9 protein-coding genes are annotated in these 13,428 nt (G+C 41.1%); 2 read left to right on the forward strand and 7 right to left on the reverse strand.

Translation table 11 applies throughout. The features are described from left to right. Both WC615_RS19200 and WC615_RS19205 read left to right on the forward strand, forming a co-directional pair. A partial coding sequence (locus WC615_RS19200) for an MFS transporter (RefSeq protein ID WP_372979686.1) occupies window positions 1-465 on the forward strand: 465 nt, incomplete at its 5' end. 21 nt (window positions 466-486) lie between these two features. After that, a complete protein-coding gene (locus tag WC615_RS19205) occupies window positions 487-1,599 on the forward strand; it encodes a DUF3667 domain-containing protein (protein WP_372979687.1) in 1,113 nt (370 codons plus the stop codon). Between the two features lie 11 nt (window positions 1,600-1,610). Here the strand turns inward: WC615_RS19205 and WC615_RS19210 are convergent, their stop codons facing one another. The 7 genes from WC615_RS19210 to WC615_RS19240 all read right to left on the reverse strand — a co-directional run. Then, the gene (locus tag WC615_RS19210; RefSeq protein ID WP_372979688.1) at window positions 1,611-3,374 is read right to left on the reverse strand and encodes a glycoside hydrolase family 9 protein; all 1,764 of its coding nucleotides are present in this window, start codon (window positions 3,372-3,374) and stop codon (window positions 1,611-1,613) included. Window positions 3,375-3,532: 158 nt separating this feature from the next. Next, on the reverse strand, window positions 3,533-4,138 hold the full coding sequence (locus WC615_RS19215; RefSeq protein ID WP_372979689.1) for an outer membrane beta-barrel protein: 606 nt from the start codon (window positions 4,136-4,138) through the stop codon (window positions 3,533-3,535). Window positions 4,139-4,252: 114 nt separating this feature from the next. After that, entirely contained in the window at window positions 4,253-5,599 is a 1,347-nt protein-coding gene (locus WC615_RS19220; RefSeq protein ID WP_372979690.1) for a TolC family protein, read from the reverse strand. Window positions 5,600-5,612: 13 nt separating this feature from the next. Further along, window positions 5,613-6,290 (reverse strand): ABC transporter ATP-binding protein, encoded by a 678-nt coding sequence (locus tag WC615_RS19225; RefSeq protein WP_372979691.1) that lies wholly within the window; start codon window positions 6,288-6,290, stop codon window positions 5,613-5,615. 280 nt (window positions 6,291-6,570) lie between these two features. Next, on the reverse strand, window positions 6,571-8,979 hold the full coding sequence (locus WC615_RS19230; protein ID WP_372979692.1) for an ABC transporter permease: 2,409 nt from the start codon (window positions 8,977-8,979) through the stop codon (window positions 6,571-6,573). A 57-nt stretch (window positions 8,980-9,036) separates the two neighbouring features. Further along, a complete protein-coding gene (locus tag WC615_RS19235) occupies window positions 9,037-11,442 on the reverse strand; it encodes an ABC transporter permease (protein ID WP_372979693.1) in 2,406 nt (801 codons plus the stop codon). A gap of 63 nt (window positions 11,443-11,505) precedes the next feature. Then, window positions 11,506-13,428 (reverse strand): FtsX-like permease family protein (locus tag WC615_RS19240; RefSeq protein ID WP_372979694.1); only part of this gene is annotated, 1,923 nt, incomplete at its 5' end.

Genomic DNA, 13,428 nt, shown 5'->3' on the forward strand with positions numbered 1-13,428 from the left:
ACCTTATTTATCCTGGCAATCCCCTTCTTCCTGCGAAAATTTGGTATTAAGTATGTGATGCTGTTTAGCATGCTGGCATGGGTACTGCGCTTTGGCTTATTTGCCTTTGGCGACCCTGCAAACGGTTTATGGATGATCGTATTATCATGTATTGTATACGGTATGGCGTTTGATTTCTTTAACATCTCGGGTTCGCTGTTTGTGGAAACACAAACCACCCCAGAAATCAGGGGCAGCGCACAAGGGTTGTTTATGATGATGGTTAACGGTTTCGGCGCATTATTTGGCAGCTTTGCAAGCGGCTTTATCATCGATAAATACTTCACTCTTGCAGATCAGGGTAAGAACTGGCACGGCATATGGCTTACATTTGCGGCTTATGCTTTAGTCATTGCAGTTATTTTCCCGTTTGTATTCAGGTATAAACATAATGCGGCACTTAAACACGCTATAGAAAACGCTTAAACCCATACACATCCTAAACCGATGAAAAAACACTACCGTAAGGAGAATGATTGTTTGAATTGCGGAACCATCTTAGAGGGTAAATTTTGCCATAATTGCGGGCAGGAAAACCTGGAGATGAAAGAGAGCTTTGGCCATATGTTAAACCATGCCATAAGCGATTATTTCCACTTTGATTACCAGTTTTTTCATACACTAAGGCCGCTTTTTTTTAAACCGGGACACCTTACTAACGAATACCTTGCGGGCCGCCGCGCACAATACCTGCATCCGGTTAAAATGTACATTTTTATCAGTTTGGTATTTTTTGTGTTTTTCTTTCAGGGTAATAAACATGAAAACCAAAAGGTAAAAGATGAGAAGCGCAGCGAACAAAAAGGAAATAAAAAGGATAAAACTGCGACTAATAAAGGCATTTACTCAAATTTAGACCTTACCGTTGAGCAAAAGAAAGCGATTGCCGAAAAGCTAAAGGCCTATGTACCAGATACAATTGCCAAAGAGATAAATGCAGATATTGAAAAGGGCTCCCCTAAAGTTAAGGTCCGCGAAACAGATAATGAAGGCGGTTTTACGTTTTACGGTGATGATAATGTAGATAAATTTTCAACATACGATGACTATTTAGCCAACCAGACTAAACTATCTGCCAAAGACAGGGATAATATGCTGGAGCGTTATCTTGTAAAAAAGAACTACGATTGGAAAAACCAGGGAAAAAATGCTAAAGAAGTTTTAATGGAGGGCTTTAAGCACAATGCACCAAAAATGATGTTTTTGCTGCTGCCTTTGTTTGCGCTCATCTTAAAAATAGCTTTCTGGAAAAACCATAAACTTTATGTAGAGCATATTATTTACGCTATACACCTGCACTGTTACATCTTTTTGTTTTTAACGGTAATTATATTATTGAATATGCTGTTACCAGATAGTTGGGAAACAGTTACAAATATTTTGCAGGCTGCGGCTAATATCACTATTATATGGTACATATATCGCTCGTTACGTGTATTTTATAAACGTAGCCGCTGGCGCACAGTAAGCAAAATAGTTGGGGTATCAATTATGTACACATTGGGTTTTAGCCTATCCGCCCTTATAATACTTTTTATTACAGCTATCACATCGGTATAAAACTATTTAGCCTATAACTCTTTTTGTAAAGCTTCAATAGCATTTGCCAGGTATGCCAAAGGTGCATTCCAGTTAATGGCTACCTCGTTTGTGGCGTATGAGCGGTCGTCGTCAATAAAAGCTTTATCGGGTACTACAGATGCTAATTTTACGCCATCCTGCATGCCCGGATTAGGCCCGCCTGATAACAGGCCGGGGACAGGTTCTGTTACCCTATCGGCAATAGATGGCCTGTGGTGCGGATGCATAGGTGTTTTACTGCCATATCCTGTAACGTATGAGTATCCCGCAGCATTCCGGCCCAAAATATAATCGAGGTTACTTAAAGCATAGTTAAGGTATTTTTTATTGTGAGATAACTGGTAAGCTTTTATTAGCAATATTCCTTGATTAGCGGCATCGCCGTTACTCCCCCATTGAAACTTTGCGGGTGCTTTTGTCATTACAGTTTGGTAAGCATTGTTGCCGGCAGCTTCAATAAGGTTATCGGCAAAGCTTAACAACAGTTCCTTCATTTCTGCTAATTGGGGATTGCTTGCTGTTTGCAGGCCTGCATGTTGTGCCAGGGTATAAATGCCCAAAAGCTTAACCTGTGCCCATGATGCAGGGATACTGATACCGTTATTTTTACCCGTTTTGATTTTATGGTAGTACTCATCTTTATCAGTAGCTACAAAAAGTTCGGCTCCTGCCCAAAACCACTCGTCACTTAAATACTTATCACCATAAGCGCCCGTGATTATTTTAGGGCTGAATGTTTTATTCATTACGTCCTGATCATAAATCACAGTCGGGTTTTTAACCGCCCATTGCCAAGCTTGTTCGGCAGCGTTCAGGCATGAGTCGGATAAGCCCGGCACCTGGCCGGGGAATTTCTTAAAAATGCGCGACGCCTGTGCCATAACCGCGGCAAAATCAAGCGTAGCAGCGGTGCTTTTTTGCACTACATAGCGTGTGGTATTAGCCTTATCGGGCATTAATATTTTATCAAAATTGGCGTTTGTAAGCTTATGATAGATACCACCATCGTTAGGGTCTTGCATGGTGAGCATCCAGCGCAGGTTCCATAGTATCTCATCAAGTACATCAGGTAATTGATTGCTGCTTTCGGGGATATTCAACTGTACAGTTTTCATGTACGCCGGGAAATCCTCATAAAGCGAAAGTAATGTTGCTGTGCTGATACCACTATTTACGATGTATTTATTGTAATCGCCGGCATCGTACCAAGCGCGTGGACTGGATATCACTGTCCCTGCCGGGCGCTTATTGCTTGCTGCTGATGGATGTACCAGTACTTTATTATCCGGATGGCCTTCTGCCCTATGCCACTTGCCGGCATACTTTTCATCCAGGGCTATAGATGCCCGCTGAAAGTAAAAGGCTTTAATGCTTGCATCGGCTACAGGTTTTAATACAGAAGGCCGAATGCTAAAAGGATAAGAATAACCGCTTCCCGGAACGTACACCATATATTTCCCCGGTTTGCTAAATGCCGAAAAATCGGCAATGAAAGTATAATTACCCAAAAAAGCCGGCTGTGATGATTGTTTTAACTCGCCCGTAAAAACTATTTTTTTATTACCGTTTTGAATATAAAACTTACCTGGTTTTGCATTAGTGAGTATTGCTATTTTAGCGCCGTTTGGATAAAAGCCAGTTTGGTTTAAACGAATATTCGCGTTACCGGCCGGCTCTGTTTGGGCAAACAATTGCGACCGACTGAAACCTGCGGTTAACAGTAATAATATAGTTATTAAACGCTTATGATTCATATTTAACAGGCTAATGATGTAAGGGCTAATATAAGCGCATCGGGCATCACAACCATAATACTATATTGACAACGACTGCGCCAATTACGATACTTTCTTGGCCCTAAACAAAAAAGGCCCGTGCAATGCACAAGCCTTTTATAATATTATTGGTTTGCTTATAAAAACGCGTAACCTAAGCTTAGGTTAAATAAGCTTACACGGGTTTTTATATTAGTAGAACCATCAATATATTCTTGTTTGGTAAGTCCAGCTTCATAACGAAGATCGATAGATATCTTGCTAATATCAATACCGGCACCGGCAGTTATTGCAAAATTGGCATCTTTATAACGTAAATTTACAGCATCACCTGCAGCCGAACCAAATGAATTACCACTTCTATTTATAGCAAATGACATTAACGGGCCAGCATAAAACCTACCTCCCAAACCAAAGGCTCCAATTTTTCCACCTAATAATAGTGGCACATCAATACTTGTAAATTTCGCATTACTTGAAGAGCCATTGCTTGAGTTGATATTAACATTTTTACTGGTCACATAAAGCTCGGGCTGAAAATTAAAGCCTAATGCGCCAAATCTTGCCCAGATACCGCCAAGGTAACCGGCACGGTTATCGGCACTAAATGTACCTGATGAGTTTGACAGGCTTGATAAGTTAACGCCTCCTTTTATACCAACCTGTACTTTTGGTAATATCTGTGCTTTTGATACTGCCGTTATGGCTAAAAATATCCCTAAGGTGAGTAATAATTTTTTCATGGTTTTAGTTGATTTTAAGGTTTAACGGGTAAATATACGTTTTGTTTTAAAATGAAATATCCGGCTACTTTTATGTATGCCGGATATTTTCACTGTGATATGTTTATTAGGTTTTTATAATGCCAAATGCCCCTGGTAATAATCTAAAATTTTGTTGTAGATGTAGCAATCGTAGCGGGCGTTTATCAGGTTGAGGTTTGCCCTGTCCAGGTAGTTTTTAGCCAGTACATAATCAACAGAAGTTAATACCCCCGCGTTGAAACGGATCTCGGCTATTCTGAACGATTCCGCATAAGCTTTAACCTGATCTTGCAGGGCTGCATATCTTTCTAAAGCGTTGGTCATGTTTAAGTAAGCCTGTTCAACGTTTTGGCGCAATTGTATTTTAGTATTTTCCTCCACATACTTATAGTTCTGCAGATCTATTTTGGCTAAAGTTATTTTATTACGGTTTTGCCAAAAGTTTAAGATGGGAATCCTTACAGTTACACCAAAGTTATTGTTAAAGTTGTTTTTTAACTGATCTCTATATGGTATAGTAGAATTATCGACATCACTCACCTTTGTTGCACTGGAATAAGTAGTGTTTAACCCGCCAAATAATGATATAGTTGGAGATAAGGCGCCTTTGGCAAAGGCAACTCCTTTTTCTGCACTTTGACGCCTTAAAGTGGCTGCTTTTACATAAGCCAATTGCGCTAAAGCAGTTTGATAGATCTGATCTGATGTGCCGTTCTGCTGTAATATTTCTGCACCTGATACCTTTTCAAACCTTATCTCGGGTCTGTATGGAATGTTTAATATCTGTAACAGGTTTAGTTTTGACGTTTGCAAGGTTGCCTTTGCGTTAACATAAGTTACCTGGTTATCGGCATAAGTTCCTTTAAGGTCGTAAAAATCGTTTGGTTGCTTGTTAGCACCCTGTTTTTCCAAAATATCTAACCTGTCCAGCTGCTTTTTAGAAACCTCTAACTGGTTTTGTACCTGCGAAAGAGCTTCGGTATTATTAAGCACTTGCAAATAAGCAGTAATAGTATTGATGGTTACCAGGTCTTTTGCTTGTTGCAGGTCCATTTCCCCTGCCTGGTAAGCCAACGATGTTTGCTTTATCTTGTTCAGGTTTTGTAAACCACTAAATAAGGTTAGGTTAGCATTGGCATTGTAATTTGCAAATTTTGTAGACGCGTTAACGTATGTATAGTCAACCTGGTTAAGGCTACGGCCATTGTTTATACCATGGTCAATCTGGCCATTTATAGAAGGCAGCAGGTTTTCTTTAGCCTGGTTCTTATCAACCTTGGCGCTTTGCAGTTGCAGTTCGCTTTTCCTTACATCAAGGTTATGTTTTATGGCAATATCAATGCATTGCTGTAGTGTAAGCAGGGTATCAACCGCCTGGCTGTGTGCCAGTACGGGTGATAAGGTTATTAAGCTAAAAAGTAAAAATTTAAAGTATCGCATTTTGTGTTATAGTTCAGAGTTTTTTCGAAGATTCTACCCTTCCATCCAGCAGGTTAATAATACGCGTACCGTATTCCGCGTTTTTTTCGGAGTGGGTTACCTGGATGATTGTAACGCCATCTTCTTTGTTCAGCTTTCTGAATAGTTCCATGATCTCTTCGCCTTGTTTTGAGTTAAGGTTACCGGTAGGCTCATCGGCCAGTAATAATTTAGGTTTGGCAATTAAAGCGCGGGCTATACCCACCAACTGCTGCTGACCGCCTGATAACTGCGCTGGGAAAAGATCTTTTTTGCCAACTATCTGGAAACGATCCAGCATATCTGCAACCATCGCTTTACGCTCAGATCCTTTTACATCCTGGTATATCAGCGGGGTCTCGATGTTTTCATAAACGGTAAGCTCATCTATTAAATGGTACGCCTGGAAAACAAAGCCTATATATTGCTTATATAGCGCCGAACGTTGTTTTTCTTTTAACTGGTGTACGGCTTGGTCTACAAAGTAATGGAAACCGTCGGTTGGCTCATCAAGCATACCTATAATGTTCAGCAAGGTTGATTTGCCCGAACCTGATGGGCCCATGATAGAAACGAACTCGCCTTCGTCAATATCCAGACTGATGTCGTTTATGACGAAATTCTTGTTCCCGCCTACCTGGTAATACTTTGAAATATGCTGAAGTGATAACATGTTTAATTATTGTGTTAATGAATTACTGAGTTATTTTGTTGCAATTTCTTAAACTGATTTTGGTATTGAAGCATGAATAGCATACCAAAGTTATAAGTAATTGATTTTTAGATTATTATATTGATTGTTAAACATAAAAACTGTACGCTTCTGTACAGCGTGCGTTCGGTTATGATACAGTTGTTGGTTAGACATTGATATTTACAGATCGGGGTTAGAAAATCAGAAACAAAAAAGGTTAGGATAAACTCCTAACCTGCGATCTCTATTCATTAAAGCTCTATTCCGACCGTAAACTTTTCACCGGGTTGGCAAATGCAGCTTTTACCGATTGGAAACTTATGGTGACAAAGGCTATAATAACCGCAAGGCCGCCGGCAAGGGCAAACACCCACCATTGTATATCTATACGGTAAGCAAAATCCTGCAGCCACTTGCTCATGGCGTACCAGGCAATAGGTGTGGCAATAAGTATAGAGATACTCACCAGCCACAGGTAATCTTTTGATATCAAACCAACAATATCGCCTATACCCGCTCCCAATACTTTACGGATACCTATCTCTTTTACGCGCTGCTCTGCAGTAAAGCTTACCAATCCAAAAAGGCCTAAGCAAGCCAGAAATACGATAAGTAAGCTAAAACAGGTAAATAACTGTTGGAGTTTAAATTCGGCTTTGTATTGTTCATTCAATTGGTCGCTTATCCAGTCGTATTTAAATACTTTTTCAGGGTAATATTGCTTGTATAGTTTATCAATGCCGGTTAAAACCTGTTTTTCGGTACCCGGTTTAACCCGAACAAGCATTGCCCCCCATTGCGGGTTGCTTACGGCCTGTATTATTGTAGGCTTAATTTTGTTATGGAGCGATTCGCTGTAAAAATCTTTTACGATGCCTACGGGGATACCTTCAAACTTATCTGTTTTGCTGTTCAGTTTCATATCCAGCAAACCGGCGGTATAGTTGGTTATCAATAATGGCTCTACGGCTTTTAGGGCCAGAGTTTGTTTGCTGCTGCCGCTTATAAGCGAGTCTGCATCCATGGCGTCGGTACTAAGCGATGGATCAAACACACGCCCTGATTTTAGCTGTAGTTTTAAAACCTTAGCCAGATCGGCATCGCCCTGTATAAAAAACACATCCATTTTTTCGTTTCGAACCTTTATCGTTCGCGACATATTGCCTGCGCCTGATGTTGGGTACCAGTCGCTGATGCTTGCGCTTTCTACACCCGGTATCTCTTTAATTTGCTGCTTAAAACTCCTGGCGCTTTTGCCCCATTCGGTATAGCTGATATTAAGAACATTGTTTTTATCGAACCCCAGATCTTTATGGTTCATAAAGTTGATCTGGTTGTGTACGATAAACGTAACCCCAATAATAGCTACCGATATAACGAACTGCCCAACTACCAGGGCCTTTTTCAGGAAGTTTAGCTGCAAGTCTGATGAGATCTTATCTCTTAATATCACTACCGGTTTTGGCCTGGATAAAAACCAGGCCGGGTATAAACCAGTGCAAAAACTTATTAAAAGCACCCCACAAATAGTGATAAATAAATAGGCCGAACTGTATAAATTAGACACCAGTTGGTGACCCAAATAAGTTTCGAGCGGTTTAAGCAAAAATGGATATGCAAAAATTGCCAGCAGGAACGAGATCACAAAAAATAAAATCGACTCTGAAAGGAAGCGTATAAGCAGTTGCGTTTTACCGGCACCCAATACTTTACGTACACCGGTTTCTTTAGCGCGGTTAAACACACGCGATATGGTAAGGTTTACAAAGTTGATACAAGCGATCAGCAAAAGCAAAGCGGCCACTGCCGAAAATATGTATACGTTTTTTATACTGCCGTGTATATCCTGCACCGCCGGGAAATCCGACTTCAGATATACATCTTTTAGCGGTTGAAACTGTGTACTGTAGTCGCCCTTTTTACCCATACCTTTTTCATACCATTTGTTTACTTTTTGGGTAAGTTGGCTAACGTTGGTGCCGGCTTTTAATAAAACGTACACAGGTTCGAACGTAAAATAACCGCTCACGGGTAAGGTATTTTCGCTTGCGGCGTATTCATTTAGTGTAATAATATCAGCCCTAAGGTGTGTGTTTTGCGGAATGGATTCAACTACGCCTGTTATTAAATATTGCCCCGGCTTACCATATTCAGGCAGGTTATAGATCACCTTACCCAGTGGGTTTTGCCCCGGAAAATACTGTTCGCTGATCTTTTTACTGATTACAAGATTGGTATAGCCCTTTACAAATTTTTGAGGGTTACCCTGTATGATGTTAAAATCAAACATCCGGAATACACTTGTTTCGGCTTTTAGTGCTTTAAAGGCTATCCCCTCTTTATAATTACCCAGTTGTAGCCTTTCGTTCCTTACTGATGCACGGCAATAGTCGGCAACCTCTGGCATATCCTTTTTAACCGACGGGCCAAAGCCCGAGAAAGTAACAGGCATTTTTTCGGCACCCTTTACATTGCTGTTTACAGATAGCACCCGGTAAATATTATCGCCTTTTGTCCATTGGTGATCGTACGATAGCTCATCAATTACAACAGTGGCCACAATAAGGCAGGCAACCAGGCCGGTGCTTAAACCTATAATGTTTATTAATGAATAGGCTTTGTGTTTCCACAAGCTGCGCCAGGCAATTTTAAGGTTGGTTTTAAACATATTGGAAGAAATTCTAAGTACTAAATTCTAAACAATTGCAATTAATTGGCCATTAACCTACTCTGACCGTAAACTTTTCACCGGGTTTGATAATGCTGCTTTTATAGATTGATAACTCACCGTTAAAAATGCTATAAGTGCCGCTGTACCGCCTGCAATTACAAACACCCACCATTGTATATCAATACGGAAGGCGAAGTCCTGCAGCCAGGTGTTCATGGCGTACCAGGCAATTGGCGAAGAGATCAGGATGGCTATTAATACCAATTTTATAAAATCAAACGATATTAAGCCAACGATACTCACTACGCCTGCACCCAATACCTTACGGATACCAATTTCTTTGATGCGTTGGCGGGTTGAGAAAACAGCCAGGCCAAATAAACCAAGGCATGATATAAATATGGTTACCACGGTAAATGCGGTAAGTATGCCACCGGTACGCTGGTCGGTTTTGTACATGGCATCAAACTCCTGGTCAAGGAAATGATACTCGAAAGGTGCGTTTGGATAAAACTTATGCCATTTGGTCTGTATAGCGTTGACTGTGTTAGCGGTGTTTTTGCCCGATGTTTTAATAAGCAATTTACCAAACCAATCATACTCTGGGAACATCACAATAGGCGTAATTTTTTCATGCAGCGACGCAAAGTTAAAGTCCTTTGCTACGGCTTTGATGGTACCCATACGGCCATTTAAACCTATTTTTTTACCAATGGCTTGTTCCGGCTTCCATCCCATTGCTGCAACAGCTGTTTCATTTAAAATAAAGCTATAACGCCTTTTGGCAGAAGCGGTATCCTGCACCTGTTGCTCATCACCAAGGTCAAGATCGCTGCCTGCAACTAATTTAATACCTAAGGTTTTGGTGAAACTTTTTTCAACCGGGATAGCGGTTACCGACAAGTTATAATCGGAGTTTTTGCCTTCGGCAGTATTAATGGAATAACCACCACCAACGTTAACGGGCGAATCATAGCTGGCCGTAGAGCCTAATACACCTGTTTGCTGGCTAATTTCGGTTTTAAACGATTCTATTTTGGTATAAGGCATGCCACCAATATCAAGTACTAAAACCTGGTCGCGGTTTATACCCGTATTAAGGCTTTGTATGTAGTGTAACTGGTTGCCTGCAATAATGGTGCTGATGATAAAGAAAACCGATACCACAAACTGGAAAACCACCAGTGATTTTCGCAACATTACCCCGCCTGCCTGCGATGACGCGCTGCCCTTAAGCGTAACAATAGGCTTAAATGCCGATAAGTATAATGACGGATATGTACCGGCAAGTAATGTAACCAATACAAATAAAGCAACCAATGCCATTAGCAGCCATGACAGGTTCCATGTTTGGAAACCTAATGCCTGGCCTGTAAACGTACTAAATGACGGAAACAACCCGGCCAGCAACGCCACACCTATTACTATAGAAAACAAAGTGATGATGCCTGCTTCAATGATAAACTGACTAAATAATTGCCCGCGCATAGCACCCATTACCTTTCGTACACCAATTTCTTTGGCACGTTCTGCAGATCGGGCCGTAACTAAATTAAGGAAATTAACACAGGCCAGTATCAGTAATATTACCGCAACAAACCCTAAAATGTAAACGTATTTAATATTACCAGATGGTTCTAAACCATAAGTTGCTGTGGTATATAAATGCACTTTAGTTAAGGGTTCTAAACTAAACCACATTTTATTACCTGATTGTGGCCTGTCTTTAGTGATGTAGCTGGTCATTTGTTTGGCCACCGCCTCCCTATCCGCACCCGGTTTTAAAAGGATGTACGAGTAATCGTTTGATGAATCCCAGGCACGTGTTAACGAACGTGGCATCATGGCGTAGCTTGCCATCAAATCAAACTTTATTTGAGAGTACTCGGGCACATCTTCAATTACGCCGGTAACCATCATGTTATTCTTTTGGTCAACCTTGAGTATTTTACCCATGGGGTTGTCATCACCAAAGTATTTTTTGGCAGTTGATGCGGTAATTACAATTGATGATGAATTTGATAAAGAAGATGCCGCATTTCCCTGTATAAACTTAAAAGTAAAAATTTTAAAGAACGAGTCATCGGCCGCCAGCATTTTTTTTTCTTTAAAAACCTTATCACCAAACTGTACTACAGCGGCCCGCATGTTAGAGTAATTCACAATACGAACACCATCTTCTATGTCAGAAAACTCTTTCTTAAAAACCGGGACAGGCGCAGTAGGTGTTATAGCCGCAGTTTTTGCTTCGTTATCATCTGCGGATTTGTAGCTAAATGTTAACCTGCTTATCCTGTCGGCATTTAGATTAAACCTGTCGTAGCGTAACTCATTTATCAGATAGGTTGTAAGCAGCAGGAAGCAGCAAATACCTACAGCCAGGCCTGCCATGCTTATTAACGATGTTGTTTTGTTTTGCAGCAGGTTACGCCACGCGGTTTTTAAATAGTTACGAATCATATTTTGGAAATTCTAAATGCTAAAGTTATGTATGCCAAATCTCTGATTAGCGGATCACTAACCTCATTCACTCCTTAAACTCTTTACCGGGTTTGCCAGCGCGGCTTTTAACGCCTGTGAACCAATGGTTAAAAGACCAATAAATATCGCGATAGTTGCAGTATAAGCAAATATTGTCCAGTCGATATCTTTGCGGTAGGCAAAAGCCTGCAACCATTTATTCATCAGCCACCATGCAATTGGCGAGGCGATGATAACAGATGCGATGATCAGCTTTAAAAAATCCACCGACAATAATGATACGATAGTTCTTACACTCGCGCCTAATACCTTGCGTACGCCAATTTCCTTTGTGCGTTGCTCTGCGCTAAAAGCTGCCAGGCCAAACAAACCAAGGCATGATATTAATATCGCTACAACAGTAAAATAACTTACAATACCGGCCAGGCGGGTATCAGCCTGGTAGTTCTTCTGGAAATCATCATCCATAAAGGTGTAATCGAACGGATCGTTCGGGTCATACTTTTTCCAGCTGGCCTCTATTGTTTTTAACATGGCAGCCATGTTCCCTTGTTTGGTATGTATAACCATATAGTTATAGCCGCCGGTGTTTAGTAAAAAGCCGTAGGGGGTTACCGGCAGGTGCAGGTCCTCATAATGGAAATCTTTTACCACACCGACAATAGTAAACGAGTTGGTATTACCCTGAAAATTGTTTTGTACTTTTTTATTAACGGCATCTTGTGCACTGGCAAAGCCAAATTCCTTAGCCGCTTTTTCGTTTATAATGATATTGACATTGGTATCTGCACCAAATTGCGGAGAGAACAACCGACCGGCAACTGGTTTGATATTTAAAGTTTGTAAAAAGTTGTTATCTACATAGTTAAGGCGTGTACGCTTTCCTTCTGCTGTGGTTTGTCCTTCGCGGTATAACAGGTTATCACTTGGATTAAATACCCCCGGGTAATAAGCCGATGCACCGATTGATGCTACCTGGCTGTTTTGTTGCAGATCTGCTTTCATGGCTGCGTATGCTGCCTTGGCATTAGCAGTACGTAAAGGCAGTACTATCTGCTGGTCTTTTGCAAAGCCTAGGTCGGCGGTACGCATAAAGTTCATCTGCCGCGCTATAACAACCGATGCCACAATAAGTACCACCGAAATGATAAACTGGAAAACAACCAATCCTTTACGCACAGCTACTACAGCCAGCGAATTGGTTAGCTTGCCCTTTAACACCTTAACCGGGTTAAATGACGATAGGTAGAATGCCGGGTAACTGCCCGCAAGCACGCCGGTAATAAGTGCCATCAGTAAAAACTCGAAGAATAGTACTAAATCTTTATCTATAGATAGAGTAATATTCTTATCGGCCAGCTGGTTAAATAAAGGCAGTAATATCAGGGTGATAACAATAGCAAATACAAAGGCTATTAAGGTCATCAAAACAGATTCGCCTAGGAACTGCCTGATCAGGGTTGATTTTTCTGCCCCCAGTACTTTACGTACGCCAACTTCCGACGAGCGTTTTGATGAACGCGCGGTAGAGAGGTTCATGAAATTGATACAGGCAATGATCAGCGTAAATGCTGCAATCGAGAACAGTACGTACAAATAAGTTTTGCTTGCAGGCGCGGTTACGTTGCTTTCTACCTCATTGCTCAGGTGGATGTCGCGCAGGGCAAGTAAGGATTGTTCTTTCTGGAAACCCATGTTCTTCAAATCCTTACCAGCGTATTTGTCAATAAAAGCGGGTAGTTTAGCCTGGAGCGATGCAGGGTTTGTGCCGGGTTTAAGCAGCAGGTAAGTATAAAACATATTGTTGCTGGCAAAATCGTTTCCCTGCCTTTTTATAAAGCCCTCCATTGAGCCTCCTCCTACCGAAAGGAAGAAATTAGCGTTGATGTGCGATGGTACTTTGCCGTCATCAAATACACCTGTTATGGTGTAATCCTGCTCGCCGTTGGTATTGCTGTTAACATG

Origin of the sequence: Mucilaginibacter sp., from assembly GCF_041663085.1 — a bacterium.
In the GTDB taxonomy this organism is placed as follows: Bacteria; Bacteroidota; Bacteroidia; order Sphingobacteriales; family Sphingobacteriaceae; genus Mucilaginibacter.

What these genes read in the sequence shown, in the direction of transcription:
- WC615_RS19205 (WP_372979687.1), top strand. Translation starts at nt 487, where the DNA reads ATGAAAAAACACTACCGTAAGGAGAATGATTGTTTGAATTGCGGAACC.
- WC615_RS19210 (WP_372979688.1), bottom strand. Translation starts at nt 3,374, where the DNA reads ATGAATCATAAGCGTTTAATAACTATATTATTACTGTTAACCGCAGGT.
- WC615_RS19215 (WP_372979689.1), bottom strand. Translation starts at nt 4,138, where the DNA reads ATGAAAAAATTATTACTCACCTTAGGGATATTTTTAGCCATAACGGCA.
- WC615_RS19220 (WP_372979690.1), bottom strand. Translation starts at nt 5,599, where the DNA reads ATGCGATACTTTAAATTTTTACTTTTTAGCTTAATAACCTTATCACCC.
- WC615_RS19225 (WP_372979691.1), bottom strand. Translation starts at nt 6,290, where the DNA reads ATGTTATCACTTCAGCATATTTCAAAGTATTACCAGGTAGGCGGGAAC.
- WC615_RS19230 (WP_372979692.1), bottom strand. Translation starts at nt 8,979, where the DNA reads ATGTTTAAAACCAACCTTAAAATTGCCTGGCGCAGCTTGTGGAAACAC.
- WC615_RS19235 (WP_372979693.1), bottom strand. Translation starts at nt 11,442, where the DNA reads ATGATTCGTAACTATTTAAAAACCGCGTGGCGTAACCTGCTGCAAAAC.